This is a genomic window from Methylobacterium sp. E-005, assembly GCF_022829725.1.
GTDB lineage: Bacteria > Pseudomonadota > Alphaproteobacteria > Rhizobiales > Beijerinckiaceae > Methylobacterium.
Window position 1 is genome coordinate 14,711 of record NZ_JAKSYG010000209.1, and the last position, 24,765, is coordinate 39,475.

At 69.0% G+C, this 24,765-nt stretch carries 26 protein-coding genes and 1 pseudogene; 14 read left to right on the top strand and 13 right to left on the bottom strand.

Features of this window, described 5'->3' with window-relative positions; translation table 11 throughout:
* Positions 1–75 precede the first annotated feature (75 nt).
* A complete protein-coding gene (locus MKK88_RS24235) occupies positions 76–1,683 on the bottom strand; it encodes a TolC family outer membrane protein (RefSeq protein ID WP_244004306.1) in 1,608 nt (535 codons plus the stop codon).
* A 379-nt stretch (positions 1,684–2,062) separates the two neighbouring features.
* Between MKK88_RS24235 and MKK88_RS24240 the strand changes: the two genes are divergently transcribed.
* Positions 2,063–2,341 carry a hypothetical protein gene (locus MKK88_RS24240; RefSeq protein WP_244004308.1) on the top strand — a complete coding sequence of 93 codons (279 nt, stop codon included), beginning with the start codon at positions 2,063–2,065 and terminating at the stop codon, positions 2,339–2,341.
* Positions 2,342–2,353: 12 nt separating this feature from the next.
* On the opposite strand, the gene MKK88_RS24245 is transcribed toward MKK88_RS24240, so the two are convergent.
* Positions 2,354–3,040 carry a L,D-transpeptidase gene (locus MKK88_RS24245; protein ID WP_244004310.1) on the bottom strand — a complete coding sequence of 229 codons (687 nt, stop codon included), beginning with the start codon at positions 3,038–3,040 and terminating at the stop codon, positions 2,354–2,356.
* Positions 3,041–3,198: 158 nt separating this feature from the next.
* Here MKK88_RS24245 and MKK88_RS24250 point away from each other — a divergent pair, with 158 nt between their 5' ends.
* Entirely contained in the window at positions 3,199–3,642 is a 444-nt protein-coding gene (locus MKK88_RS24250) for a VOC family protein (RefSeq protein ID WP_244004312.1), read from the top strand.
* Between the two features lie 6 nt (positions 3,643–3,648).
* Here MKK88_RS24250 and MKK88_RS24255 read toward each other — a convergent pair whose 3' ends face one another.
* Positions 3,649–4,092 carry a cyclic nucleotide-binding domain-containing protein gene (locus MKK88_RS24255; RefSeq protein WP_244004313.1) on the bottom strand — a complete coding sequence of 148 codons (444 nt, stop codon included), beginning with the start codon at positions 4,090–4,092 and terminating at the stop codon, positions 3,649–3,651.
* A 79-nt stretch (positions 4,093–4,171) separates the two neighbouring features.
* Between MKK88_RS24255 and MKK88_RS24260 the strand changes: the two genes are divergently transcribed.
* Positions 4,172–4,975, top strand: coding sequence for an electron transporter (locus MKK88_RS24260; protein ID WP_244004315.1), 804 nt, complete (start codon positions 4,172–4,174; stop codon positions 4,973–4,975).
* A gap of 12 nt (positions 4,976–4,987) precedes the next feature.
* Here MKK88_RS24260 and MKK88_RS24265 read toward each other — a convergent pair whose 3' ends face one another.
* A complete protein-coding gene (locus MKK88_RS24265) occupies positions 4,988–5,194 on the bottom strand; it encodes a hypothetical protein (RefSeq protein ID WP_244004317.1) in 207 nt (68 codons plus the stop codon).
* 253 nt (positions 5,195–5,447) lie between these two features.
* Here MKK88_RS24265 and MKK88_RS24270 point away from each other — a divergent pair, with 253 nt between their 5' ends.
* On the top strand, positions 5,448–5,636 hold the full coding sequence (locus MKK88_RS24270; protein ID WP_244004319.1) for a general stress protein: 189 nt from the start codon (positions 5,448–5,450) through the stop codon (positions 5,634–5,636).
* Positions 5,637–5,790: 154 nt separating this feature from the next.
* Here MKK88_RS24270 and MKK88_RS24275 read toward each other — a convergent pair whose 3' ends face one another.
* Both MKK88_RS24275 and MKK88_RS24280 read right to left on the bottom strand, forming a co-directional pair.
* A complete protein-coding gene (locus MKK88_RS24275; protein WP_244004321.1) occupies positions 5,791–6,156 on the bottom strand; it encodes a hypothetical protein in 366 nt (121 codons plus the stop codon).
* A gap of 434 nt (positions 6,157–6,590) precedes the next feature.
* On the bottom strand, positions 6,591–7,397 hold the full coding sequence (locus MKK88_RS24280; protein ID WP_160532649.1) for a response regulator: 807 nt from the start codon (positions 7,395–7,397) through the stop codon (positions 6,591–6,593).
* A gap of 403 nt (positions 7,398–7,800) precedes the next feature.
* Between MKK88_RS24280 and MKK88_RS24285 the strand changes: the two genes are divergently transcribed.
* Positions 7,801–7,902, top strand: a complete 102-nt coding sequence (locus MKK88_RS24285) for a NepR family anti-sigma factor (protein ID WP_244004323.1) — start codon at positions 7,801–7,803, stop codon at positions 7,900–7,902.
* Positions 7,903–8,039: 137 nt separating this feature from the next.
* On the opposite strand, the gene MKK88_RS24290 is transcribed toward MKK88_RS24285, so the two are convergent.
* Positions 8,040–8,216, bottom strand: a complete 177-nt coding sequence (locus MKK88_RS24290) for a DUF1328 domain-containing protein (protein WP_003599466.1) — start codon at positions 8,214–8,216, stop codon at positions 8,040–8,042.
* 206 nt (positions 8,217–8,422) lie between these two features.
* Here MKK88_RS24290 and MKK88_RS24295 point away from each other — a divergent pair, with 206 nt between their 5' ends.
* Both MKK88_RS24295 and MKK88_RS24300 read left to right on the top strand, forming a co-directional pair.
* Positions 8,423–8,593, top strand: coding sequence for a hypothetical protein (locus MKK88_RS24295; RefSeq protein ID WP_244004325.1), 171 nt, complete (start codon positions 8,423–8,425; stop codon positions 8,591–8,593).
* 144 nt (positions 8,594–8,737) lie between these two features.
* Positions 8,738–9,658 (top strand): MBL fold metallo-hydrolase, encoded by a 921-nt coding sequence (locus MKK88_RS24300; protein ID WP_244004327.1) that lies wholly within the window; start codon positions 8,738–8,740, stop codon positions 9,656–9,658.
* A gap of 16 nt (positions 9,659–9,674) precedes the next feature.
* Here the strand turns inward: MKK88_RS24300 and MKK88_RS24305 are convergent, their stop codons facing one another.
* Positions 9,675–10,454 carry a DUF1499 domain-containing protein gene (locus MKK88_RS24305; RefSeq protein ID WP_244004488.1) on the bottom strand — a complete coding sequence of 260 codons (780 nt, stop codon included), beginning with the start codon at positions 10,452–10,454 and terminating at the stop codon, positions 9,675–9,677.
* Between the two features lie 187 nt (positions 10,455–10,641).
* On the bottom strand, positions 10,642–12,495 hold the full coding sequence (locus tag MKK88_RS24310; protein WP_244004328.1) for an AsmA-like C-terminal region-containing protein: 1,854 nt from the start codon (positions 12,493–12,495) through the stop codon (positions 10,642–10,644).
* Positions 12,496–12,798: 303 nt separating this feature from the next.
* Between MKK88_RS24310 and MKK88_RS24315 the strand changes: the two genes are divergently transcribed.
* Together MKK88_RS24315 and MKK88_RS24320 are read left to right on the top strand one after the other, a co-directional pair.
* The gene (locus MKK88_RS24315) at positions 12,799–13,539 is read left to right on the top strand and encodes a CoA transferase subunit A (RefSeq protein ID WP_091718867.1); all 741 of its coding nucleotides are present in this window, start codon (positions 12,799–12,801) and stop codon (positions 13,537–13,539) included.
* 21 nt (positions 13,540–13,560) lie between these two features.
* Positions 13,561–14,223, top strand: coding sequence for a 3-oxoacid CoA-transferase subunit B (locus tag MKK88_RS24320; RefSeq protein ID WP_244004329.1), 663 nt, complete (start codon positions 13,561–13,563; stop codon positions 14,221–14,223).
* 82 nt (positions 14,224–14,305) lie between these two features.
* Here MKK88_RS24320 and MKK88_RS24325 read toward each other — a convergent pair whose 3' ends face one another.
* The 3 genes from MKK88_RS24325 to MKK88_RS24335 form a co-directional block, all read right to left on the bottom strand.
* Complete coding sequence (locus MKK88_RS24325; protein WP_244004330.1) at positions 14,306–14,992, bottom strand: metal ABC transporter permease; 687 nt, start codon at positions 14,990–14,992, stop codon at positions 14,306–14,308.
* Positions 14,993–15,155: 163 nt separating this feature from the next.
* A complete protein-coding gene (acnA, locus tag MKK88_RS24330) occupies positions 15,156–17,855 on the bottom strand; it encodes an aconitate hydratase AcnA (RefSeq protein ID WP_244004331.1) in 2,700 nt (899 codons plus the stop codon).
* A gap of 309 nt (positions 17,856–18,164) precedes the next feature.
* Entirely contained in the window at positions 18,165–18,962 is a 798-nt protein-coding gene (locus tag MKK88_RS24335; RefSeq protein ID WP_244004490.1) for a CDC27 family protein, read from the bottom strand.
* 121 nt (positions 18,963–19,083) lie between these two features.
* Between MKK88_RS24335 and MKK88_RS24340 the strand changes: the two genes are divergently transcribed.
* Positions 19,084–20,484: a leucyl aminopeptidase family protein gene (locus tag MKK88_RS24340; RefSeq protein ID WP_244004332.1), complete on the top strand. Its 1,401-nt coding sequence runs from the start codon at positions 19,084–19,086 to the stop codon at positions 20,482–20,484.
* A 32-nt stretch (positions 20,485–20,516) separates the two neighbouring features.
* Here the strand turns inward: MKK88_RS24340 and MKK88_RS24345 are convergent, their stop codons facing one another.
* Complete coding sequence (locus MKK88_RS24345) at positions 20,517–21,689, bottom strand: M20 aminoacylase family protein (protein ID WP_244004334.1); 1,173 nt, start codon at positions 21,687–21,689, stop codon at positions 20,517–20,519.
* 196 nt (positions 21,690–21,885) lie between these two features.
* On the opposite strand from MKK88_RS24345, the gene MKK88_RS24350 reads away from it, so the two are divergent.
* The 4 genes and pseudogenes from MKK88_RS24350 (at position 21,886) to MKK88_RS24365 (ending at position 24,705) form a co-directional block, all read left to right on the top strand.
* Positions 21,886–22,083, top strand: coding sequence for a hypothetical protein (locus MKK88_RS24350; protein WP_244004336.1), 198 nt, complete (start codon positions 21,886–21,888; stop codon positions 22,081–22,083).
* Between the two features lie 9 nt (positions 22,084–22,092).
* Positions 22,093–22,254 carry a hypothetical protein gene (locus MKK88_RS24355; RefSeq protein WP_244004338.1) on the top strand — a complete coding sequence of 54 codons (162 nt, stop codon included), beginning with the start codon at positions 22,093–22,095 and terminating at the stop codon, positions 22,252–22,254.
* Between the two features lie 12 nt (positions 22,255–22,266).
* Positions 22,267–22,446: pseudogene (locus MKK88_RS24360) on the top strand (DUF3761 domain-containing protein); the annotation flags it as partial.
* A 417-nt stretch (positions 22,447–22,863) separates the two neighbouring features.
* The gene (locus tag MKK88_RS24365; RefSeq protein WP_244004340.1) at positions 22,864–24,705 is read left to right on the top strand and encodes a hypothetical protein; all 1,842 of its coding nucleotides are present in this window, start codon (positions 22,864–22,866) and stop codon (positions 24,703–24,705) included.
* Positions 24,706–24,765 lie beyond the last annotated feature (60 nt).

Consider the following 24,765-nt stretch of genomic DNA (forward strand, 5'->3'; position numbering starts at 1 on the left):
TCGATGTTCAATCAGTATTCCATGCCGTTTCGTTGCGGCAAGCGTGCTTTCACCACACTCCCCGTGGAAAAGACGTCAGCGCCCGTCCGGGGTGCGCAGGCCGAACCACAGGTCCTTGACCTGATCGTAGTGGACCTTGGCACTGTAGTACTCGACCGGCAGGGCGGTGAACCGGGCCGTCAGCTGTCCAATCGCCTGAACCACCCCGTAGGAGTAGATCACGCGATCGCGCTGGGCAACGATCAGGTTCACGCGAGAATTCAGCAACTCCTGCTGCGCGTTCAGCACGTCGAGGGTGGTACGCTGGCCGACGCGCGCTTCCTCGCGCACGCCGTTCAGCGCCACCTCGTTGGCTTGGACCTGCGCCTGGGCGGCGATGACCTGAGCCTTCGCAGCTTCGAGCCGGCCCCAGAAATCGACGATCTGCGCCCGGACCTGATCGCGAACCTGATCGACCTGGATGCGTGACTGTCCGACCGTCTCCTTGGCCTGCCGGATCTGAGCGTAGGTCTGGCCACCCTCGTAGATCGGGATGTTGAGCCGGCCGCCGACGAAGCCGACCAAGAAGCTCTGATTCGGGCCGTTCTGGTCGTAGAGCTGGTTGAGCGAGCCCTGCAGGCTGAGGTTCGGGGCCAGCTGGCCTTCGAGCACCTTCACCTGCGCTTCGGCGGCGTCGACGGCATGGATGGCCGACACGATCTGCGGATGCTCGCGCAGGCCGACTGCGATGGCCGCATCAAGGCTCGCCGGCACGAATCGATCCAGCGGCCGGCCGGGCGCGAGCTGGCGCGGCTCGACGCCGATGTTCTGCCGATAGATGCCGATGCTGGTGCGTAGCGCCGACTCGGCCGAGCTGACCTGGGAGCGGGCGCCAGCGAGGCGCGCCTCAGCCTGGGCGACGTCGGTCCGGGTCACCTCGCCGACGTTGAAGCGGTCCCGCGTCTGGCGGAGCTGCTCTTCAAGCACTTCGACGTTGTTGCGGTTCAGCTCCAGGGTCGCGGTATTGCTGAGCACATTCATATACGCCTGAACGGCATTATAAAGGACGGTCAGCTCCGTGTAGCGCAAGGTCTCGCGCTGGCTGTAAACGGTTGATTCTGCGCGCCGGGTCAGGTTGTCCGTCTGGAAGCCGTTGAAGATGGTCTGCGAGACGGTGATGCCGGCGCTGCTCGGAAGATAGGTCGTCCTGATCGTTCGGCGCGACCCGATTCCCTGGGAGACAACTTCCGTCTCGTTGCTCCCGACCGCGCCCGTGCTGCCGGACGAGGTCTGGCTACTCCCTGCGGTCGTCGAGCCCAGCGATCCCGAGCCAACAGATCCCGTTCCGGTCGTACCGGTCGAAACGCCGATCCCTGTTGATGACGTCCCGAGACTCGATGCGGCGCTGCCTCCCCCGAGGGAGGTGCCGGTGCTGGCCGTGGTCGCACCGGTACTGGCTGAGCCTGCCGCCGCGGAGACCGTGCTCGCGGAGCGGGTCTGGAGGTATTGGACGCCGATGGAGGCGGCGACATTGACCTGGGGCCGATATCCGGACTGCGCGATCGCGACGTTTTCGTCGACCGCGCGCACCCCTGCGCGGCTGGCGTTGAGGGTCGGATTACCCTGATAGGCTTTCGCGAGAGCGCTCTCCAGCGTCTCGGCGCTGGCAGGAGCCGCGACCGAGATCGCGAGTCCGGACGCCATCATTCCGATCGCGCGGAACGTGGAGCGACTCGCTGGCGGACGTCGTGTCACGATGAACAAGCCCTTCCGGCCTCTTCGGATCCGAGTATGTGCGGCGAAAACAGCCAAGTTCAGGCGGTCCGCAGGCATCCGATCAAGCCCACCCCACCGTCACGCTTAGCCCAAATTCCTTGCCGTGGCTTGCACCGACCGGTCGGATGCGTCGGAATCTGCGGGGGTTGGGGCATTCAGGTGACACGTCGTCCGGCCGTCCGCTATGGCTGAAGGGAGCGCTGAACGTGTGGATCGTCGGGGTTCGCAACGCCGAATATCCTGGAACGGACGATCGACCAGGCGCATCGCCGCGTCGGCAGCTAAGACGCACCGCGGGCGGCCGGTCATGGGAACGGCGATCCTTGAGTTTCCGTTGACCGACATGACACTCCTCAAGATCGTGCTGGGTTCTGCCGTCCTGTGCGCGGCACTTCTGTCCGTTCTGAGCTTCGCGCTCGGCCCGACCCATGACGTGCCCGCCCAGCCACCGGGCCTGACGGCGGCGGCAGTCCTGGCGACTGACGGCATGGGGCCGGACGGGCGGATGGTCCAATCCACCGGCGCGAAACCGCAACCCGGACGTATCATCGTCGGTGGCGCCGAGGATGCCCGGCCCGCGGGCTGAGACCCGGCGCAATCAGACGCGGTACTTGCCGTTGCGCTTCACGAGCACGCGGGTCCCGACCGGAACGCGCTCGTAGAGGTCGGCGATGTCCTCATTCAGCATCCGCACGCAACCCGACGAGAGTTGCTCGCCGATGCTCCAGGGCTCGTTGGTGCCGTGGATCCGGAACAGGATGTCGCGGTTGCCCTGGTAGAGGTACAGCGCGCGGGCGCCAAGGGGGTTGTCGAGGCCGCCCTTCCGGACCCGCGGCAGGTCCGGGTTCAGCGACACCATCGTGGTGGTCGGGCTCCAATCCGGCCAGACGCCCTTGCGGCCGACCCGGGCCTCGCCTTTCCAGGAGAAGCCGGCTTTGCCGACCCCGACGCCGTACTGCATGGCGGTTCCGTCGGCCTGCACCAGCACGAGCTGGCGCTTGTCGATGTCGACGACGATCGTCCCGGCCTGTTCAGGACCGTTGTAACTGACCTGCTGGCGGCGATACTTGGGATCCAGCCGCTGCGTATCGACCAGGGGAATGTCGAACGGCTTGTCGGCCTTCGCGCCGATGTACCACGCCGAATCGTCGTCCTGCGCGAGCTGCGCGGGTCGGGTCTGGCACGCCGCCATGGGCGCGATCGCCGCGAGGGCGAGCAGCACGCGCGCGCCCCGGATCCTGCGGCCCAGTGCCGGGCGCTGAAGCGCGTTCATCAGATACGTCATGCGGTGTCCGATCCTCCGGACATGCGTACCGACTCCCCGCCGGGGACGATGTAGCTTTTCCGCCGCAGCGCCCCGCGCCCGGCCGGCTGCCGCGGCCACGATTGCGCCCTAATTCAGATCGGCAGCCGAAGGTTGCCGTTGTCCACGCGGAGTGATCGATGCCCGAGACCCAGACACGTCCCGAAGAGACGGGGATCGTTCCGGCCGGGGTATTGAGCCCCGCGATCCATCTCGACCATTGCGTGATTCATGTGAGCGACTGGACGCGGTCGAATGCCTTCTACCGCGACGTCGTGGGCGCCGAGATCGTCGCGCGCGGCGACGGCTACGCCTATCGCTTCGGCGGGGTGCAGCTCAATTGCCACGGCCCCGGCGTCAACCCGAAGATGGTGGCGGCCCAACCGGTGATGCCCGGCAACAGCGACCTGTGCTTCCGATGGTCCGGGTCCATCGCGGAGGCGATCGCGCATCTCGATGGACTGGCCGTCCCCGTGGAACTCGGACCCGTCGAGACGTTCGGAGCCGCAGGCGCCGGCATCAGCGTCTACTTCCGCGACCCAGACGGATCCCTCCTGGAGTTCATCACCTATCCGGCCCCGTGATGCCGCCTAACCACGGCTCTCAGCCAGCGCCTGGTTGGTCTGTTCCAGGCGCAGGGCCAACACGCGCATCAGGGCGATACTGATCTGTGGAAATTGTGCCAGCAATTCCAGGAACACCCCGCGGTCGATGCGCAGGGCCGTCACGGCGGTTTCGGCGGTCACGGTGGCCGAGCGGGGCTGCTCGGCAAGGATGCCCATCTCGCCCACCAGGGCGTCCTGGCCGAGGAGCGCCAACCGCACCGGGCCGGCGGGACCATCGATACTGACCTCCGCGGTTCCCTTCAGGATCACGTAGGCTGCATCCGCCACGTCGCCGCGGGCGAAGAAGCGTTGCCCGGGCTCGAAATGCACCCGCTCGCTGGTGAAGGCCAGGAGCTTCAGCCGCGCCGGCTCGACCTCGCGGAAGAGCGGCACCTGCTTCAGGGAGGAAACCTCGGTGTCGAGGGTCATGCGGTGGCTCCGCGTCGGGTCCGACGCCCAGGACGGCGGGGCCGGACGGGCTCGTACATCCATGCGGTTCATCGGACGCTTGTCCAGCCCTGCCCGGCTTTTCGGCCACGCGGCCGTGATCGCCAGCGCCGTCCTTCTGGCGACCGCGCCGGCCCGCGCCCGCTTGGTCCAGGCCGACCTAGCCCGCGTCGCGGTGACGCCACAGCCCGGCGCGCGGGTACCGCTCGACCTGGGGGCCATAGATGCGCAGACGGGACAGGCTGTGACGCTTGGGACCGTCATCGCTGGCCGACCAGTCCTATTGCTGCCCGTGGACTACACCTGCAGCAACGTCTGCGATCCCATGGTGTCGATGTCGGCGGCTGCCCTGGCGGCGACCGGCCTCTCGGCAAAGGATTACGCCTTGGTGCTGGTCGGCATCGATCCCCGTGATGATGCCGCGTCCGCGCGCGGCATGCTGGCGAAAACGCTGGGCGAGCAGGCCGCGATCGTGAAACCCCGGGCGCTGATCGTCACGGATGCGGCGTTGGGTCGCCTGACGGCTTCACTCGGCTACACGGCGGTCTACGACGCCGGAACCGACAGCTTCGCCCATCCGGCGGCCGCCGTGCTGCTCGCCGGCGACGGGCAGGTGTCGCGCATACTCTCACCCCTGGCACTGACCGGGCGCGACCTCCGCTTGGCCCTGACCGAGGCCGGCGACGGCCGTGTCGGCGGCTTAGCCGACCGCCTCGCCCTGCTCTGCTACGGTTACGACGCTGCCCGGGGTCTCTACACGCCCCTGATCCAGCGCATCCTCATCGTGGCGGGCCTCGCGACGATCCTGGCGATCGGCGGTCTCGTCTTCGGGTTGACCCGCCTCGCGCGGAGGCGGGCCGCCTGACGGCACCGCGGTTCAGCGTTTGGTCGACAGCCCATGCTCGCCCGGCGACGGCCTGTCACGCTTGGGGCTCGCATTGAGATGCGGCGAGTCGACCGGCTCGTCCCGGGTGGTCGGCGTCGCGGAATCCTCCGGTGCGGGCATCGGCGGCAGGGGTGGCGTGTTGGGGTGCGGCGTCGCGGCGCCGACCGCGGCCTCCTTCACCATGTTGCGGTTCGTCATGCAGCCCAATCCTCTTCCTGATGGTTCGCCGGGACAGATCGCGCGGGCTTAGCGGGGGCCGTTCACCGCACCGTCAAGGCATCCGCCGCCTGCCGCACCTGCATTTCTGCAGGTCATCCGACCACCAACGCGGCGGACACGAGGCCGGTTGCTGCCAAGCTTGACTGTGGGAAACTTGGCCACGTCTGCGCACAGGAACCTTGGTTATTGCTGAAGGTTGTTGCGAGGTGAAGCGAAGCCTGAGGAGGAACTGATGGCATCCGGAAATTCGACCTCGAAGCGGGGCTTTGCCTCGATGGATCTGGAGCGGCAGCGCGAGATCGCCAGCAAGGGTGGCCGCAGCGTGCCCGCGGAGAAGCGCTCCTTCTCGCAGGATCGCGAGCTCGCCTCGTCCGCCGGACGCAAGGGTGGCCAGTCGACGGGTACCGGCCGCGGCGAGTGAGATTAGACGGTAATATTCGTGCGTAGCGGCGCCGTGTCCAAGAGACCGGCGCCGTTTTCATTTGGTCTTCGAGGTCCGCCTCACAACCCTTCGCACCAACGCATAGAGGCCCCACCGCGCGGCAGGGCCTTTTAACAACACGACGCGTTCGGAATTAAGAGATGCAGCGGCCGGGGGTCATCCGTCGCGCCTCAGGTCCGACGAGGGAACTGAGCGCAGTCTCGCAACCCTCCCGCACGAACCGACGGCCAGGCTGCTTGAGTACCGGCTTGATGCCGGGATCCTGTGCGTCGCTCGCCACCGGTGTTGCGGAACCGCCGATCCGCTGCACACCCGCGATCCGCGTAGGACTGATCGCCAGCGAAACCGGGCGCATGCCCGGCAGCGGCGCCGGGGCAAGCTGGGCAACCGGAACCGGCGGCATCCAATGATCGGCTGTCTCGCGGACGACGGGCTGGACCAGAACGGTCAGGAGTGCAGCGGGAGCACTGACACCCAGGATGAAACCAGACCGCAGCATAGTCTCAACCTCGTCGTGGGAGCTTGACAGGATGTTTCAACAACGCGGTCCGCTTTCGCAGGTTCCTAAACTGCCGCGCGCCTTGAACCACTGAGTATTCGACCCCACCGCGGAGGTTGGTGCGGCGGCGCACGCCCGCTATCCACAACCGTCCCCTGTGCTCTCAATGCAACGCTCGCCAACAAAGTGCGCCTCTTGGAACCTCCTGCGGCGGCGGTCGTTCTATCTGGACCCGGCCATCTGGTCCTCCCCGCATTCCCCTTGTGCATCGGCCGGAACCTCATCGACGGGCTGGAGCCTTCTCCGGCCCGTTTTTTTGTGCGCTGCGCAGGAATGGACCGGGCAACAAAAAACCCCGGCTCGCGCCGGGGCTCATGACGTGATGGCTTTCTCGACCGCGGCGATGAACCGCGGCGGTGCCTTCGGACGAAGCCTCAGGCGGTCTTGGCCTCCCGCCGGCGGGCCGTCTGCTGGAAGAACAGCGCTTGGCTGATCACCGCGGATACGTTCGCGGGCTGGAACGGCTTGGCGATGAGGAAGGCCGGCTCGGGCCGCTCACCCGTGAGGAAGCGCTCTGGATAGGCCGTGATGAAGATCACCGGCACCTCGAAGGTCTTCAGGAGGTCGTTGACGGCGTCGAGGCCCGACGAACCGTCGGCGAGCTGAATGTCAGCCAGAATCAGCCCGGGGCGCTTGCCGCCCTCGCCGGCGATCTTGATCGCCTCGGTCCGGGTCCGGGCGACACCGATGACGTTGTGGCCGAGACCCTCGACGAGCGCCTCGAGATCCATGGCGATCAGCGGCTCGTCCTCGATGATGAGGATCTCGGTTGCCATGTCGGCGGCGAGCTCGCGCCCAGCCTCGTCCACGAGATCGCGGACCTCCGAGACGTCCACCCCCAGGATGATGGCGGCGTCCTCCTCGGAGAACCCTTCCAGACAGGAGAGCAGGAACGCCTGCCGCGGCAGCGGCGTGATCTGGCCGAGGCGGACCTCGGCGGGAAGGTCGTGCTGAACCTGCTCGCTGCGGCCGTTCACCGAGAGCGAGTTCCAGATCCGGGTGAAGACCCGGAACAGGTCCGCCTTGATGTTGGTGCTCCGGCCCAGCGTATCCGGTTCGTTGACGAGGGTCTCCAGGGTGGCGGCGACATACGCGTCACCCGCCACTTGGCTCCCCGTGAGCGCGCGCGCGTAGCGGCGCAGGTACGGCAGGTGCTGTACCACGAGTTGCGATGTCGACATTCGATCCCCTGTGCCTCGCCGTGTTTCCCGGCCACGATACCTCGGTCCACGACCGAAGACATGCCGGGGCCGGCTTTCTATCCTGCGCAGCTACCGCCCAACGCGGAGGGCGGCACTCCGTTCCACCTCCCGGCGGAACCGATCCCAGCGCGCAGGCGTTGCTGCCGCAGCCATGGCGTATGTCGAGCCGCAGCACAATGTGGCCGGGCCAAGTTTGGCAACAAGGGGCATGTGGATGGTTGATCAGGGAAAGGGGGCAGGTCTTCGCGTGCACGGACCGCACGGAAGTACTGCTTCGGATCACCAGACGCACGAGGCGGACAGTGGTGCCGGGCCATCCGAACCCACATCCCGCGCAGTGGGACGTGGCGGTCTCAGCGAGCAGACCCGGAACCGCCTCGCCATGCAGTTGCGGGCCATGTACGACACCGTGACCCAGCAACCCGTACCCGACCGGTTCGCCGAACTTATCGCCAAGCTCGACAGCAACGAACGCGGCAAGTGAGATTCGCGATTGCCACGATGTGTGGCCGCAGGGTCGCCCTCGGTCCGGGCACAACAAAAAGCCGTCGCATCGGGCGACGGCTTCCTGGGCTTCGAACCGCCAGCCCCGCGACAGGGCTGGCTGCTCTCAACAACCCGCTAAAGGGTCGGCGAACGACCGCGCATCAGGCCGATGACGGCCGAGATCGCGAACAGGACAATCGCCACGAAGAACACCAGCTTGGCGGCTTCCATTGCCGTGCCGGCAATGCCACCGAAGCCGAGCAGCGCAGCCACGAGGGCAACCACGAGGAAAGTTACGGCCCAACCGAGCATCGATCGTATCCTTCGAAAGTATCAACGCGGGCGGGCCGCGTCGTTCTGAACACGAAAACGCCAAGGTTTTGCTCTGGTTCCGCCGGGTTGACAAAGTCCGATGTGGACTGCGCGGGCGCGTCGTCCGGGCGCGACGATCAGCGACGGAACGGGACGAGGTCGGTAGCGTTCGAAGATAGGTTCTCACGTTCGATTCGGGATCCGTGATGCTGCAATCTGTCAAGAACGTCGTCCGGGTGAAGGTCGCCGCGCTGCGGGCGCGTGTGGCGGCGGCCGGCGATGCTGCGCGCGCCGCGGTAATCGGGCTCGTTGCGGCCCCCACCCCCGCCCTCGTGCCAGTTCGCGTACGCAACCGGCGGACCGGCCGGCTCGGCTGAAGGCCCAGAGGCGAAGCGGGGTCGGACGCTCCGGGACGAACCCGGTGCTGGGGCGTGAACCATAGCCCGAAGATTGCGGCCCCACGCAGTTGCAACGCCCCTGGTCGCGGTTCAAGAACCGCCGAACCAACGTGCGGGGCTGCGATGGCGGACGGGGACGAGAGCAGCCTGACCCTAGACCCAACAATGCCTGCGCCCGGCCGGCTGGAAACGGTCGGTCCGTTGATCCGCCGCAGGGTCGCGCCGAACGGCGGTCCCTTCACGGCAACCGGGACCTGCACCTACGTGATCGGGACCGATCAGGTCGCGGTCATCGATCCCGGGCCGGATGATCCGGCCCATATCGACGCTTTGCTCAGCGACCTGACCGGCGAACGGATCGCGGCCGTCGTCGTGACGCACACCCATCGGGACCACTCACCGGGCGCACGGCTTCTTGCCGCGCGCACAGGTGCACCAATCGTCGGATGCGGACCGCATCGGGCGGCCCGAGCGCTTGCCGAGAACGAGGTTCCGCTGCTCGACGCCAGCGCTGACCGCGCCCACGCCCCGGACCGCGTCCTGACGGAGGGGGACGTCGTCTCGGGACCGGGCTGGACGCTGGTGGCCTTGGAGACCCCCGGCCACACCATGAATCATCTCGCGTTCGCCCTGCCGGAGACGCAGGCCCTGTTCTCGGGCGATCACGTCATGGCGTGGTCGACCACCATCGTAGCGCCGCCGGATGGCGCGATGCAGGCCTATATGGCCTCCCTGGAGAAGCTCCGGGGGCGCGACGAGAGGATCTACTGGCCGGGCCACGGTGGGCCGGTCCGCGAGCCGGCGCGGTTCCTCCGTGGGCTGGCATGCCACCGTCGCCAGCGCGAGGCCGCGATCCGCGCGCGGCTCACCAGAGGCGACACGGGCATCGCGCACATCGTCGCTGCGATCTATCAGGGGCTCGATCCGCGCCTGCGCGGCGCAGCGGCGCTGTCGGTCTTCGCCCATCTGGAGGATCTGGTCGACCGCGGGCTGGTGGCGAGCGATGGGGCGCCGCGGCTCGACGGCACCTACAGGCCGGCCTGAACTCCCCCTAGTCAGATCACTTCAGCGCCAGGGCGAGGTTGGCCACATCGTCGAGGTACGTGCGGATCCGGTCGGCGTTGCCGCCGAAATCGCGCCCGCCGATCCGGGACGCCGAGCGCATGTCGATCCGCGCCCCGTCGGCGCGTGGCCGGATGCGGACCGTGACGTCGTCGGGCAGGTTTAGGAGGAGACCCCGCGCCACGGCCTCGATCCGGCCGTTGCCGGCGCGGCCGCCCGGCCGGATTGCCTCCACGATCTGCCAATGGCGCTTGAGAGCGGCCTGACGGGCCAGCTCGAACGCCTCATCGGCACCGATATCGAGGGTCAGCGGCGCAATCTGGGGATAGGCCCCCCGCTGGCGCTCGCGCAGGCCAGCGCCCGGATCGGGGGGATAGCGACCACCGCGCGCCGCGAATGCCGCGCGCGAGCGCGAGAAGGCGGGCGGATTGTCGATGTCTGTGGTGATGTCCGACAGGGCCGGCAGCCGCAGGCCACGCAGGCCCCGGTAGGCGGGGTAGCCCAGCACCAGGAGCGCCAGGATCAGCCCGCCCAAGGCGGCGCCGAGACCGCGCGCGCCTTCGCGCCAGACCCGCACGAAAGCGAAGACAGCCGCCATGATCGCCGCCAGCGCAACGCTGAGCCCGGCGAGGAGGGCGATGAGCGCAGCATCCGTATCGGCGCGCGGATCGCGGACCAGGATCAGAGCGATCCCGGTGGCGACCACGGAGAACACGGCGAGCCAGCGGGCCAGCGGCCCGGCCCGGGTGACGGGTTCCTCGATCAGCAGGCGGCGCATGGCACTCATGGATGGGCTTCCAGCCGCGATCCTAAGCAGACTTGCGTTGGCAGGCCAACGCTACGTCCGCTGAGGCGCCCGGTGGGTCGCGGGCTTTCATCGGGAGGCCAGCGGCCGTTTTCACGAACCGCGCGCGTGACTTGGCCGCCCGCGACACCATCACGGGGCCGCCCGTGCGGACGCGAAGTCACGGTGCGTAAGCGCGGGCATTCACCGGCAGGCCCTGCGGAGCGGCGGTCGAAGGCTGCAGGTCAGGCGGGCCGAAGGTCTCCGGCGCCCCCGCCTCCCCCGCCCCTGCGGCCGGGTCCGAGACTTCGACATGGGCGGCGGTCCGGGGGACCAGGGCATCCCAGGGACCCGACACCTCGAACAGGAGGCCGCGGGACGGATCGGCCGGGCTGCGCAGGGCGAGATCGCCCTTGAGATCGAGCCGCCGTTCTGGGAGGGACACGTGCCCCTGCACGCTTGCGCCGACGCCCGGGCCGACCAGGCCCGACTCGACGATCTCGCCGAGTCCTTCGGTGAAGCGCAGGGTCACGGCGGCGCGGTCGATCGCGGTCCAGCCGTTGCGCCGGGCGAGCGACCCGGGGGCCACGGCGCCATTACGGTGAACGACATCGACGAGATCGAGCCCGGCAATCCCCCCGCCCGCCATGGTGAGCGCCGCGCGGCCACCGAGGTGCGCGAGCAGGGCCGCGGTATCGCGGGCGCGCGCCTCGACGTTGAACTGCCCCTGCGCCGGGCCGACCAGCCAACGCGCGCCGCCGCCGATTCCGCCCAGCAGGCGTCCGAGATCGACCCGGTCGAGGCTGCCTTGAAGGCGCATCTCCGTCTCGTCCGGATCGGCGCCGCTGGCGAGCGTCACACGTCCCTTGATCAGGCCGTCCTCGATCCGCGCCCGGTTGACTGCGATCTCGACGGCCGCATCCCGCACCAGAACGCTCGCCGCCAGATCCTGCACGTGAACCGATCCGACCTGGCCAGCCGCCGCCGAGAGGCGCAGGTCCAGATCGCCTTGCGTGACCGGCGCGAGGGCCAGCGGCACCGGGTCACGTCCGAGGAGCCGGGCGGCATCCTCCGCGAGCGGTGCGAGATCGAGGGTCTCGGCAGCGAGCGTCGCCTGCACCGAGAGGCGCGGCGCCTCGCCGGGGCTGAACACGACGGCCCCCGCACCCTCCAGCACGTTCTGGCCGACCCCGACGCGCAGGCGCGTCCAGGATACGGACCGGTCCGCTGTCTCGAAGAGACCGGTGAGCGAGAAGCTCCCGGCGAGCGGCGACAGGGGGACGTGCCAGCCGAACCAGGCCAGGCTCTCCGGCAGGGATCGTGTCTCGATGCGCATCTGACCGGCCAGGACGGGCCATGGTGCTCCCGATACGGCCGTTTCCATCGAACCGTCGACCGCGAGGCTGCCCTTCGGCCACGTCACATCGCCGGTGACCGGGCTGCGCCGGCCGAGGACGACGTCGTTCGGGCGGACATGCGCGACCGTGATCCGCGTCGGAACGTCCCGCCATGTCAGGCGGGCGCTGCCCTCGGCGGACGCGCTCCAGGACGGCCAGGAGACGTCGAGGTCGATGTCCCGGGCCGTGCCATCCCCGGTGCGGCCGCCGCTCACGATGAGCCGCGTGGGATGCCCCGTCTCCCCGGATCGAACCCGCGCGGCAAGGCGCGCGAGAACACCGCTCCAATCGGCGGCATGCCCGGACAGGACTCCCCCCGCGAGGTGCAGGCCGCCGGCCGCCGCGCGACCGGCGATAAGACTGAGGGGATCGAGGTCGATGCCGAGGCGCGCCTCGTCCACCAGGGGCGGGCCACCGCCCTCACCCGTGATACGCACGCGCTCGAAGGTGAGCCTGGGCAGGGGCAGCGGCGTCAGACTGGCCGGGCCCTGGACGTTCAGGGTGAGACCATAATCGCTGAGGGCGCGGCCGACGAAGGCCCCCGCCCGGCCGCCATCGACCGGCCAGTCGTGCAGGCCGAGCCCGACGCCGATCAGGCAGACTGGAGCGAGGAGGACGAACGGGCGACGCAGCGACATCTTACTCTGAACGGGACCGCGGATGCGGCCGGAGCCGGGTGCCGCATCGGCCCCAGGGCCGCCACGACCCGACAGGGACTGCATGTCGAGGTGGCTTTTTAGCGTCCACGGCCGGATTTGTCTGCTGTCCTTGCGTATGGAGTCGCCGCGGCGGGCGTGGAACCGGCGTTACGGATCGCCCAGGAGCGTACGGGCTCTCGCGGCGCAGCACTGGATTTCGCTTCCGGAATCAGGAACAGCAGGCGCGAGGAAACGCGCATCGCGGACGCGGCCTGGGTGCGGCCGGCGGTGAAAGGAAGTTCGATGAAGAAGGTCTACACGGATGCCGCCGCGGCGCTCGCCGGCCTCCTGCACGACGACATGATGATCATGTGCGGCGGCTTCGGGCTGTGCGGCATCCCCGACGAGCTGATCGAGGCGGTCCGCCTTTCGGGCGTCAAGGGCCTGACGGTCGTGTCGAACAATGCCGGCATCGACGGCGTCGGCCTCGGCAAGCTCCTCGACACCCGGCAGGTCGCCAAGATGATCTCGTCCTATGTCGGTGAAAACAAGGAGTTCGCCCGCCAGTATCTCGGCGGCGAGTTGGAGATCGAGTTCAACCCGCAGGGCACGCTCGCCGAGCGGATCCGCGCCGGCGGCGCCGGCATCCCGGCCTTCTTCACCAAGACCGGCGTCGGCACCAAGGTCGCCGAAGGCAAGGAGGTGCGGGAGTTCGACGGCGAGCAGTACGTGATGGAGCGCGGCCTGTTCGCCGACCTCGCCCTGGTCCACGCCCATACCGGGGACACCGAGGGCAACCTGCGCTACCGGATGACCGCGCGCAACTTCAACCCGATGATGGCGACCGCCGCCAAGATGACGGTGGCGCAGGTCGAGCACCTCGTGAAGCCGGGCGAGATCGACCCGGACACGATCCACACCCCCGGCATCTTCGTGAAGCGGATCATCGACGTGGGCGTGCGCGACAAGCGCATCGAGCAGCGCACCACGCGCAAGCGCGGCGACAGCACCCCGGCCGCGGCGGCCGGCGGCGGCACCCACTGATCGAGGGAAGAGGAGACCCCCATGGCCTGGACCCGCGAGCAGATGGCGGCGCGCGCCGCCAAGGAGCTGGAAGACGGCTTCTACGTGAACCTCGGCATCGGCATCCCGACGCTGGTGTCGAACTACATTCCGGACGGCATGTCGGTGCAGCTGCAATCTGAGAACGGCATGCTCGGCATGGGTCCCTTCCCGTACGAGGGCGACGAGGACCCGGACCTGATCAACGCCGGCAAGCAGACCATCACGGCGCTGCCGACGACGAGCTACTTCTCCTCGTCTGATTCCTTCGGGATGATCCGCGGCGGGCACATCAACCTGTCCATCCTCGGCGCCATGCAGGTGGCGGGCAACGGCGACCTCGCCAACTGGATGATCCCCGGCAAGATGGTGAAGGGGATGGGCGGCGCCATGGACCTCGTGGCGGGCGTGAAGCGCGTCGTCGTGGTGATGGAGCACGTCGCCAAGAACAAGGACGGCACCGAGAGCCCGAAGCTGCTCAAGGCCTGCGACCTGCCGCTCACCGGCACCCAGGTGGTCGATCTCGTGATCACCGATCTCGGCGTGTTCGAGATCGACAAGAAGGGCGACGGCGGCATGACGCTCATCGAGCTCGCCGACGGCGTCACCGAGGACGAGATCCGCAAGAAGACCGAGGCGGACTTTTCGGTGGCCCTGAAGGCCTGACACGCGGATGCCCGGCGCGCTCGCCGGGCAGTTTCAACCTGTGCGGCCCGCCGACGGACTCCGTCGCGCGGGCCGTTTCGTCTTACATGGGCGGGGTCAGGCCGTCCTTGCCGACCGCCACCAGCTTGCCCTCGGCCTTGCTGCCGTCCTTCGCGACGACCGCGAAGATCTTGGAGCCGGGGGTCACGATCGCCTTGTCGGCCGGCTGGAAGGCGACGATCGGCGCCGAGGACGGCACCACGATCTCCTTGGAGCCATCCTTGCCGTAGCTCACCGTCAGGGTGCGCTCGCCGCCGGAAGCCGCCTTGTCGGCCTTCACGGTGCCGTTGGTCATCGCGCTCTTGACCTTCGGGGCGTTCGACGATTCGGCCTTCACGGTGCCGTTCGTCATCGCGCTCTTCACCTTGGCGCCGGCGCCCGCGGTCTGGTCGGTGATCGAATCCCAGCCGTAATGGCCCTCGCCGGTGCCGCGCATCGACTCGGGGAAGAGCACGACCTCCAGGGCCGTCATCGGGTTCTCGCCCTTGGTGGCGGTGCCGATGAAGACGCCGTCCTTGATCTGGTCCAGGCTCGACGGGACCACCCAGGCGAACTTGGCGCCGCTCACGTCGACGGTTTCGGACTTGCCGTCGTCGGTCTTGATCGTGACCGTGTTCCCGTCGGCCTTGTCGACAGTGCCGCGGACGCGCTCGACCTGCGCGGCAAAGGCCGCGCTCGACAGGAGAGCCGTCAGGCCGGCGGCGGCGAGAGTCTTGCTGAGGTGCTTCATCGGGATCCCATCCAGGATGCAGGAGCCGGGTTATGGGGCGCCGCGTGCGTCAAACAAGGTTGCGCGCAAGTGAAACGCTCCGGCATGGGCAACAAAAAAGGCGGCGCCGATCCGGCGCCGCCTCGAACGCATCAGTGGGCGACCAGAAAGCCGCCCGGGAGGATCAGGCTGCGAGCGAGCGCAGCACGTAGGGCAGGATGCCGCCGTTGCGGAAGTATTCCAGCTCGTCGAGCGTATCGATGCGGCAGGTCAGCGGGACCTGCTTCACCGAGCCGTCGGCGGACTTGATCTCCGCGGTGAGCGTCTGGCGCGGCTTCAGCTCGCCGGCCAGCCCCTTGATGGTGACGGTCTCGTCACCCTTCAGGCCGAGCGAGGCCCAGGAGGTCTCGCCCTGGAAGACCAGCGGCACCACGCCCATGCCGACGAGATTCGAGCGGTGGATGCGCTCGAAGCTTTCGGCCACCACGGCGCGGACGCCCAGCAGCTTCGTGCCCTTCGCGGCCCAGTCGCGCGACGAGCCGGTGCCGTATTCCTTGCCGGCGAAGATGACGAGCGGCGTGTGCTGCTCGGCATATTTCTGCGCCGCGTCGTAGATGAACATCTTCTCGCCCGAGGGCTGGAAGAGCGTCCACCCGCCCTCGACCACGTTGCCCGTCTCGTCCCGCACCATCTGGTTCTTGATGCGGATGTTGGCGAAGGTGCCCCGCATCATCACCTCGTGGTTGCCGCGCCGCGTGCCGTACTGGTTGAAGTCCTGCACGCGGACCTGATGCGATTGCAGGTAGGCACCGGCCGGCGAGGCCGCCCGGATGTTGCCCGCCGGCGAGATGTGGTCGGTCGTGATCGAGTCGAGGAACAGGCCGAGGATCCGGGCGTCCGCGATGTCCTCCACCGGCTTCGGGGTCTTCTCCATGCCGACGAAGTAAGGCGGGTTCTGCACGTAGGTGGAGCCCGGGTTCCACGCGAAGGTCTCGGCCTCGGTGACCTCGACATCCTTCCAGTTCTGGTCGCCGCCGAACACGTCGGCATAGCGGGACTTGAACAGCGCCGAGGTGATGTTCTCCTCGATGAACTGCTGGACCTCGGCCGAGGACGGCCAAATATCCTTCAGATAGACGGGCTTGCCGTCGGCATCGTGGCCCAGCGGCTCGGTGGTGATGTCGATCTGCATCGAGCCGGCCAGCGCGTAGGCCACCACCAGCGGCGGCGAGGCCAGGTAGTTCGCCCGAACGTCGGGGTTCACGCGGCCCTCGAAGTTGCGGTTGCCCGAGAGCACCGCCGCGGCCACGACGTCGTTATCGTTGATCGCCTTGGAGATCGCCTCCGGCAGCGGGCCGGAATTGCCGATGCAGGTCGTGCAGCCGAAGCCCACGAGGTTGAAGCCGAGGGCGTCGAGCGGCTCCTGAAGGCCAGACTTTTCCAGGTACTCGCCGACCACCTGCGAGCCGGGGGCCAGGGAGGTCTTCACCCACGGCTTGGAGCGAAGGCCCTTGGCGACGGCGTTGCGGGCGAGCAGCCCAGCGCCGATCATCACCGAGGGGTTCGACGTGTTGGTGCAGCTCGTGATCGCGGCGATCACCACGTCGCCGTGCCCGATGTCGAAGTTCGTGCCCTCGACGGGGTAGCGGCGGGCGAGGTCGGCGGCCTTCTTGAACTCGGTCTCCATGGACCCGGCGAAGCCGGACTTGGCGCCGTCGAGCAGAACCCGGTCCTGCGGGCGCTTCGGGCCGGCGAGCGAGGGCCGGACCTCGCCCATGTCGAGTTCCAGCGTGTCGGTGAAGGCCGGGTCGGGGGTCTGGGCGTCGCGCCACATGCCCTGCGCCTTGGCGTAGGCCTCGACCAGGGCGATGCGGTCGTCGGAGCGGCCGGTGACCTTCAGGAAGTCGATGGTCTTCTGGTCGACCGGGAAGAAGCCGCAGGTCGCGCCGTATTCCGGCGCCATGTTGGAGATCGTGGCCCGGTCGGCGACCGCCATGTCGTCGAGGCCGGGGCCGTAGAACTCCACGAACTTGCCGACCACGCCCTTCTTGCGCAGCATCTGGGTGACGGTGAGCACGAGGTCGGTGGCGGTCGTGCCCTCGGGCAGCTTGCCCGACAGCTTGAAGCCCACGACCTCGGGGATCAGCATCGAGAGCGGCTGGCCGAGCATGGCCGCCTCGGCCTCGATGCCGCCCACGCCCCAGCCCAGCACCGCCATGCCGTTGACCATGGTGGTGTGCGAATCGGTGCCGACGAGCGAATCCGGATAGGCCACGTCGGACCCGTCCTCGGACTTCGTCCAGACGGTCTGCGACAGGTATTCCAGGTTCACCTGGTGGCAGATGCCGGTGCCCGGAGGCACCACCGAGAAGTTGTCGAAGGCCGACTGGCCCCACTTCAGGAAGGTGTAGCGCTCGCCGTTGCGCTCGTATTCGAGGGCGACGTTGTCGGCCAGGGCCTTCGGGGTACCGAACTCGTCAACGATCACCGAGTGGTCGATGACGAGATCCACCGGCACCAGCGGGTTGATCTTCTGCGGGTCGCCGCCGAGCGCCACCATGGCGTCGCGCATGGCCGCGAGATCGACCACCGCCGGCACGCCGGTGAAGTCCTGCATCAGCACGCGCGAGGGGCGGAACGCGATCTCGACCTCGGCCTTGCCCTTCTGGTCGAGCCAGCCGACGGCGGCCTCGATATCGCCCTTCTTGACCGAGCGGTCATCCTCGTAGCGCAGCAGGTTCTCGAGGATCACCTTCATCGAGAAGGGCAGCGCTGCGGCGGAGGCGAGGCCGTTCTTCTCGGCCTCGGGAATGGAATAGTAGGTGTAGGCCTTGCCGCCGGCTTGGAGCGTCTGGCGGGCCTTGAAGCTGTCGAGTGAGGGCACGGCTGGTTCTATCCTCGCTGCGGTTGTCGAACACGCACAGGCAAGACCTGCGCTACGAAGTTGTGTTCGGCCTGTGTAGCGCCCGACGGGCGCGCGCCGCCCCGGGAGTGCCCGGGCAGGAGACGATGCGCGGGGGCGATTTGGACGCCCGTAGAGCCGCGCGGCGCAGCCAAGCGAGGATATAGAACGTTTCGAATCTGGCCGCTACCGGGTCGCGATGACAGGCGCGTTGTCCTGTCGGGGATGCAGGGTTGCGGGCTCGCGCATCCCCCTTCCCCGCGGAGGGAGGAATGCGCAGCCGGCCGGAGGTCACCCCTCCCCGGGGACTCCGGCCTTCGACAGCGCCTTCAGCCGATTCGGCTCCGCGGCAGCCTTGCGTAGGGAGGCGACGTTGGCGGCGGCCTCTGCGGGGCTCATGTCCCGACGCAGGATCGCCTCGGCATCGGCGGTACGGCCCTTCAGCCCCAGCACCAGAGCGAGATTCGCCCGCACCCGGGCGTCGGCGCCGGGCTGCTCGGCGGCGAGCCGAAGGGTCTGCTCGGCTTGGTCGAGGTTGCGCGACAGCGCGTAGGACAGGCCGAGGTTGGACAGCAGCGAGGGCTCGTTCGGCCGGATTTTCAGGGCCGCCTCGTAGAACCCTTGCGCGCGCACCTGATCGCCGAGCTGCGCCGAGGCCGAACCCTGCGCCGACAGGATGCGCCAATCGGGCGCGGCCGGGGAATGGGCGTTGGCGAGCACGTCGATCGCCTCGCGGTAGCGGCCGAGCTCGACCAGCGACTTGCCATAGGCGCCGAGCAGGAACGTGTCCTTCGGGTTGCGCAGGGCCGCCTGCTGGAGCACCGCCGAGGCTTGGCTGATCTGGTCGTTGGCCCGGAGCGCGCGGGCATACGCGACCGCGGCGCGGCCATCGTCGGGATTGGCGTTGAAGCGCTCGGCCAGGGCTTCGATGTTCTGGCGCGATGCGGCCGGGCGGTCCCCGATTGAACCGGTCGTCTCGGGGCCGGAGGTGTTGCAGCCGGCCAGACCCAGCGCCAGCAGGGCGGCAGTCAGGATGGCCCGGCGTCCGGCGGGAATTTCGGCGCGGGCGGTCCGGATCAGGGCGGTCATCATGGTTTGCGGCGCCTCCGGGCGGGCCGAGGGCTCAGGCCTGTGCTTCACCCCTCCGGCCGGCCGGTGATAGAGCGTTAACCCTAATCACCGGTTAAGCCCTCCAGCGCGCAAGAGGCCCATGACCCAGGCCGAGACCAAGCCGACGACCCCCGCCCTCCTGACCGCCGACGCGCACTGCGTGCCGGTGACGCTCGTCACCACCGGATCCTGGAGCGACGTGCAACCCGCCCTGGACCCAAGCCAGCGGCGCTTCGCGGAGGCGCTCGGGTTCAAGCCGAAGGCCGGGAGCCTCGCCCTCTTGCCCGGCCCGGATGGCGGGCTGGCCCGGGTGCTGTTCGGCCTCGGCGACATGGAGGCGGGGACTTACGACCGGTTGCTCGTCGGCAAGCTCCCGGGGCTGCTGCCGGAGGGGAGCTACCGCCTGGAGCACGCCACCGATCCGGCCGAGGCCGCCCTGGCCTGGCTGATGGGCAGCTACCGCTTCGGCCGCTACCGCGCCGGGAACGGCACGAAGGCGCGGCTCGCGGCGCCGATGGGCATCGATGCCGCCGAGGTCGAGCGAATCGCCGCCGCCGTGGCGTTCGGCCGCGACCTGATCAACACGCCCGCCAACGACATGGGCCCGGCCGAGATCGAGGCCGCAGCCCGGTCGCTCGCCGAATGTCACGGCGCCACGATCGCGGTCACGGACGGCGAGGCGCTCACCCGGGAGTTTCCCCTGATCCACGCGGTCGGCGCCGCCTCGCCCCGGGCACCGCGCCTCATCGACCTGACCTGGGGGCCGGAAGACGCATCGCGCGTGACCCTCGTCGGCAAGGGCGTCGCCTTCGACACGGGCGGGCTCGACCTCAAGCCGTCCGCCGCGATGCTGCTGATGAAGAAGGATATGGGTGGGGCCGCCGCCGCACTCGCCGCCGCCGACATGGTGATGGGCGCGAGGCTCAAGGTCCGCCTGCGGGTGCTGATTCCCGCGGTCGAGAATGCCGTCGCCGGCAACGCCTTCCGCCCGGGCGACGTGCTCCTGAGCCGGGCCGGGCTCAGCGTCGAGATCGGCAACACCGACGCGGAGGGCCGGCTGATCCTCGCCGACGCGTTGGCGCTGGCGGAGGCGGATTGCCCCGATCTGCTTCTCGATTATTCGACGCTGACCGGCGCGGCCCGGGTGGCACTCGGGCCGGACCTGCCGGCCTTCTTCACCGAGGACGAGGCCCTGGCGATCTCCGTGGCGGAGGCCGGCCGGAGCGCCGTCGATCCGGTCTGGCGGATGCCGCTGCACGCCCCCTATGCGAGCCTGCTCGATTCGAAGGTGGCCGATCTCAACAACGTCTCGGGCGGCCCGTTCGCGGGGGCGATCACCGCGGCCCTGTTCCTGCGTCGCTTCGCCCCGAAGTCGAAGGCGCACGGTCACTTCGATCTCTACGGCTGGAATCCGTCGACCAAGCCCGGGCGGCCGGAGGGCGGAGAGGTCCAGACCGCGCGGCTCACCTACGCGCTGCTGAAGGCACGCTACGGCGGCTGATCCATCGCCCCCGTCCGGCGGGGTGGCCGCGTTCACGCCGTCAGCGGCAGCCCCGTCTCGATCAGGCGCGCCCACAAGGCGGCCCCGTAGGGCGCGGTGGCATCGTTGAAATCGTAATGGGGGTGGTGGAGCGAGGCGCTGTCGCCGTTGCCGATGAACATATAGGCGCCGGGGCGGCGACCGAGCATGTAGGAGAAATCCTCCGCGGTCATCATCGGCGCCACGGCCCGATCGACGTTCTCCCCGCCGACCAGCGCCTCGGCGACATCGGCCATGAAGTCGGTCTCGGCGGGGTGGTTCTCGGTGACCGGGTAGCTGGATCCGAACTCCGTCACCCCCACGGCACCGAAACCCGCCGCGATCTCCGCCACCAGGGTCTCGATCCGCGCCTTGATCTGGCTCCGCACCGCCTGGGAGAGCGTGCGCATCGTGCCCCGCATGGTTACGGTCTGCGGCAGCACGTTGAACGCCTCGCCGGCATCCAGCGTACAGACCGACACCACCGCCGATTGCAGCGGATCGAGATTGCGCGCCACGATGCTCTGCAGGGCGATGATCACGTGGCTTCCCACCAGCACGCTGTCGACGGCGTTCTGCGGCAGCGCCGCGTGGCCGCCGCGTCCCTCGATGGTGAGGGTGAACCGGTCGGTGGAGGCCATGATCGGCCCAGGCCGGATCGCGAAGGTGCCGACCTTCATGCCGGGGATGTTGTGCATCCCGTAGACCGATTCGATCCCGAACCGCTCCATCACGCCGTCCTCGACCATCGCGTCACCGCCGCCGCCGCCCTCCTCGGCGGGCTGGAAGATCAGCACGGCGGCGCCGTCGAAATCGCGGGTCTCGGCCAGATATTTCGCGGCGCCGAGCAGCATGGTGGTGTGCCCGTCATGGCCGCAGGCGTGCATCTTACCCGGCACGGTTGAGCGGTAGGGCAGATCGCGCACCTCCTGGATCGGGAGGGCATCCATGTCGGCGCGCAGGCCGATGGCGCGGTTGGACGAGCGGCCCTTGCCGCGGATCACCCCCACCACGCCGGTGCGGCCGATGCCGGTCACCACTTCGTCGCAACCGAACGCCCGGAGCTTGTCGGCCACGACACCGGCGGTGCGCTCGACATCGTAGAGCAGTTCGGGATGGGCGTGGAGGTCATGCCGCCACACCTGCATCTCGTCGGCGAAATCGTTGATCCGTTCGAGGACGGGCATCGGTTTGGGGCTCTCGGCGCCTGGGGTGTCAGGGCAACCAGCAAAGCCGGGGCCAGAGCCGGCGTCAACGGCCAGGCTTCGCGGGTCAAGCCTGACGCCGCACCCGTATCTCAACCACTGCGTTACGCAATTCGACCGACTCGACTTACGGTGAAGGTGCAATAGGGTCGCGATCCTCCAACTTGAGGATGCATCCATGCGCCGGGCCGTGCTGCTGTTCCTGATTGCCCTGGCCGCACCGCTGCTGCTGCCCACGGCACCGGCCACGGCGACGCCCGGGATGCTCAACGCACGGGGCTGTCACGGCCATCCGCGGCATTGCCATCCGCGACCGGAATGGCGGACCAACCGACGGGGCCGGCATTACGTCGCCGGCCGCTTTTTCCGGGATTGAGGCGCCGCGATGCGTCACCTCCCCGGGAGTGCGGGCGTCCTGGCGGCCCTGTCCGCGGTGGCGTGGATATCACTCTTTGCGCCGGAGGCCGCGCTGGCCCGCGCCTGCTCACAGCCGGACGAGTCGAAGCTGGAAAGCCACCGGCACTATCGCAGCCGGCGAGACGATTGAGAGGTCCATGGTCCAGCCAAGTCCCTCGACGGCGCCAAGCCACCAGGGGCTTCGGCCAAATGCCGCGACGGCACCTGGAGCTTCAGCCACACCCGCAGCGGCACCTGCTCGGGTCACAGGGGCGTCGAGCGCTGGGAGAGCGGAGAGCTCAGGAGGCCGTTGCCCAGTGACGGGGTGGGTCCGCACGCCTGAATCGAAACATGCCGCGCGTCTCCCTCCCCCGCAGAGGCTACCGGATGCACACGTCTCCGGCGGACATCGACACGGGTGGCAGAACGCGACAGGCCCCCTCTCCCGAGCGGGAGAGGGTTGGGGTGAGGGACAGGAATGCTCAGGATCAAGCGCGCCATCGACGCGCGGCCGGGTCACCCCTTATCCGGACAGCCCTGACCCCTCACCCGGCTTTCCGCACAGGCAAGCCTCCCCCGCACGGGTGGGGGACCCGCTGGATCCTGCGGCCGAGCTGAAGCGCACGATATGTGAATCCGGCAGCCCGCAGAGGGGGGGATGCGCGGAACTCAACTCCATCCCGACCCTGGAAGCCGCCTGACCGGTTCACGCCCCGGTAAGCGCCGGATGCGACGATGCCGCCGAGCCCGGGATCCCTGAATGACCAGCCTCGTCGGAACGTCGCCGCGCCGCGTGCAGGCCGGCCGGTCGCCCTTCGACAGCCCGGCGCTGCTGGTCGTGCTGGTTCTAGTCGCCCTATTCGGCCTCTACGATCCGCGCACCCTCGCGCCCATTCTCGAGGGCCTGCGCCTGCCCGATACCGACGACATGATGCGCCTCGTCGGGGTGCGCGATCTGCTCGCCGGCCAGGGCTGGTTCGACACCGTCCAGCACCGGATGCTGCCCCCGACAGGCATCGCCTCGCACTGGTCGCGCCTGATCGACCTGCCGATCGCGGGGCTCATCCTGGCCTTCACCCCGATCCTCGGCCGGCCGGCGGCGGAGGGTGCCGCGGCGGCGTCATGGCCCGTCCTGCTGTTCCTGCTCTACGGGGCGCTGGCCGGCCTCGGGATACGCCGCCTGTTCGGATGGCGCCCGGCCCTGCTCGTGCTGTTCGTCGCGCCACAGACCGGCGTGTTCCTGAACGTGTTCCGGTTCGGGCGCATCGACCACCACAACGCGCAGCTCTGCGCCGTGCTCGCCGTCGCCCTGGCGCTGGCGGATCCGGCCCGGCGCATGCGGCGCGGTCTCCTGGCTGGGGCCGTGGCCGGCCTGTCGCTGGCGATCGGGCTCGAGACCCTGCCGGTCATCGCGGCGGCCGGCCTTCTGGTCCTCACCGACTGGCTGCGCCACGGCGAACGCGCCACCGGCATGCTGGCGGGCTACGGGGCCGGGCTGTTCGGGGCGAGTCTCCTGCTGTTCGGCCTGCAGACCGCACCGGCCCTGTGGAGCGTGCCGGCCTGCGACGCCCTGTCCCCGCCCTGGCTCCTGCTGGCGGCGGGGGGCGCCGCGATCGGCGGCGGGGCCCTGGCGATGGATGGCCGCGGTGTGGGCTGGACGGGGCGCAGCGTCCTCGCCGCCCTCGTCGGGGCCGGGATGGCGGCCGGCTTCCTGCGGATCGCGCCATCCTGCCTCGCCGGTCCGTTCGCCGGCATGGACGACCTCGTGCGCACGTCCTGGCTGGACCAAGTGGACGAGATGCGCGCCTTCCCGCAGTTCCTGCGCAGCGAGCCGGATGTCGCGCTTCCCAACATCATGCCGATCCTTGTGGCGGCCCTCTACGCGGTTGCGATGGCGATCCGCGAGCGGACGCCGGACCGCCGGCGCTTCTTCATCGTGGTGTCAGCCCTGATCGGGCCGGGCGCGCTGATCGCGCTCGGGCAGATGCGGGGCATATACGTCGCCGGGGCCTTCGTGCCGCTTCTGGGTGCGATCGCGCTGGATCGGGCCATCGTGGCGCTGCGGATGCCGGGTTCGGGCCTGCACCGGCTGGCGCTGGTCGTCCTGGCCATGGCGATGCTGGGCAAGGCCTGGGCTTTCGTCACCGATCAGCCGGCGCGCCTCCTCAGTCCGGCCGGCCTCGGGGCGCAGACCGGCCCCGGCTCCAACTGGCGGACCTGCACCGCGCCGGCCGCCCTCGCAGCCCTCGACCGGCTCCCGCCGGGGCTCGTGCTCGGCAGCATCGATCTCGGGCCCCCTCTCCTGCTGATGACCCACCATGCGGTCGTCGCCGCGCCCTACCACCGCAACCTCATCGGACTGCGCGCGGCTATCGAGGCCTCGGAGGGATCCGAGGCAACGCTGCGGAGGGTCGTCCGCGCGCGCGGCGCCGATTACCTGCTGCTCTGCACAGCCGCCCTCGACCGCCCCGAGGCCGGCAGACAAGAGCCCTTTGCGACGGACCTCGCCCGCGGCATCGCACCGGCCCCGGATTGGCTCACGCCGATCACAGACCTGCCGGGCGGCTCGACCCTCAGGGTCTGGCGCATCCGGCGCGACTGATACGGGTTCGCCAGGAACAGGGACCGGTTCGAGGCAGCGCGCCGCCGGAACGCGGACCTG

Bases quoted from the DNA above. Each gene is read 5' to 3' on its own strand.
- MKK88_RS24235 (WP_244004306.1), bottom strand. From the start codon at position 1,683: ATGGCGTCCGGACTCGCGATCTCGGTCGCGGCTCCTGCCAGCGCCGAG.
- MKK88_RS24240 (WP_244004308.1), top strand. From the start codon at position 2,063: ATGGGAACGGCGATCCTTGAGTTTCCGTTGACCGACATGACACTCCTC.
- MKK88_RS24245 (WP_244004310.1), bottom strand. From the start codon at position 3,040: ATGACGTATCTGATGAACGCGCTTCAGCGCCCGGCACTGGGCCGCAGG.
- MKK88_RS24250 (WP_244004312.1), top strand. From the start codon at position 3,199: ATGCCCGAGACCCAGACACGTCCCGAAGAGACGGGGATCGTTCCGGCC.
- MKK88_RS24255 (WP_244004313.1), bottom strand. From the start codon at position 4,092: ATGACCCTCGACACCGAGGTTTCCTCCCTGAAGCAGGTGCCGCTCTTC.
- MKK88_RS24265 (WP_244004317.1), bottom strand. From the start codon at position 5,194: ATGACGAACCGCAACATGGTGAAGGAGGCCGCGGTCGGCGCCGCGACG.
- MKK88_RS24270 (WP_244004319.1), top strand. From the start codon at position 5,448: ATGGCATCCGGAAATTCGACCTCGAAGCGGGGCTTTGCCTCGATGGAT.
- MKK88_RS24275 (WP_244004321.1), bottom strand. From the start codon at position 6,156: ATGCTGCGGTCTGGTTTCATCCTGGGTGTCAGTGCTCCCGCTGCACTC.
- MKK88_RS24280 (WP_160532649.1), bottom strand. From the start codon at position 7,397: ATGTCGACATCGCAACTCGTGGTACAGCACCTGCCGTACCTGCGCCGC.
- MKK88_RS24285 (WP_244004323.1), top strand. From the start codon at position 7,801: ATGCAGTTGCGGGCCATGTACGACACCGTGACCCAGCAACCCGTACCC.
- MKK88_RS24290 (WP_003599466.1), bottom strand. From the start codon at position 8,216: ATGCTCGGTTGGGCCGTAACTTTCCTCGTGGTTGCCCTCGTGGCTGCG.
- MKK88_RS24295 (WP_244004325.1), top strand. From the start codon at position 8,423: ATGCTGCAATCTGTCAAGAACGTCGTCCGGGTGAAGGTCGCCGCGCTG.
- MKK88_RS24300 (WP_244004327.1), top strand. From the start codon at position 8,738: ATGGCGGACGGGGACGAGAGCAGCCTGACCCTAGACCCAACAATGCCT.
- MKK88_RS24305 (WP_244004488.1), bottom strand. From the start codon at position 10,454: ATGCGCCGCCTGCTGATCGAGGAACCCGTCACCCGGGCCGGGCCGCTG.
- MKK88_RS24310 (WP_244004328.1), bottom strand. From the start codon at position 12,495: ATGTCGCTGCGTCGCCCGTTCGTCCTCCTCGCTCCAGTCTGCCTGATC.
- MKK88_RS24315 (WP_091718867.1), top strand. From the start codon at position 12,799: ATGAAGAAGGTCTACACGGATGCCGCCGCGGCGCTCGCCGGCCTCCTG.
- MKK88_RS24320 (WP_244004329.1), top strand. From the start codon at position 13,561: ATGGCCTGGACCCGCGAGCAGATGGCGGCGCGCGCCGCCAAGGAGCTG.
- MKK88_RS24325 (WP_244004330.1), bottom strand. From the start codon at position 14,992: ATGAAGCACCTCAGCAAGACTCTCGCCGCCGCCGGCCTGACGGCTCTC.
- MKK88_RS24335 (WP_244004490.1), bottom strand. From the start codon at position 18,962: ATGACCGCCCTGATCCGGACCGCCCGCGCCGAAATTCCCGCCGGACGC.
- MKK88_RS24340 (WP_244004332.1), top strand. From the start codon at position 19,084: ATGACCCAGGCCGAGACCAAGCCGACGACCCCCGCCCTCCTGACCGCC.
- MKK88_RS24345 (WP_244004334.1), bottom strand. From the start codon at position 21,689: ATGCCCGTCCTCGAACGGATCAACGATTTCGCCGACGAGATGCAGGTG.
- MKK88_RS24350 (WP_244004336.1), top strand. From the start codon at position 21,886: ATGCGCCGGGCCGTGCTGCTGTTCCTGATTGCCCTGGCCGCACCGCTG.
- MKK88_RS24355 (WP_244004338.1), top strand. From the start codon at position 22,093: ATGCGTCACCTCCCCGGGAGTGCGGGCGTCCTGGCGGCCCTGTCCGCG.
- MKK88_RS24365 (WP_244004340.1), top strand. From the start codon at position 22,864: ATGACCAGCCTCGTCGGAACGTCGCCGCGCCGCGTGCAGGCCGGCCGG.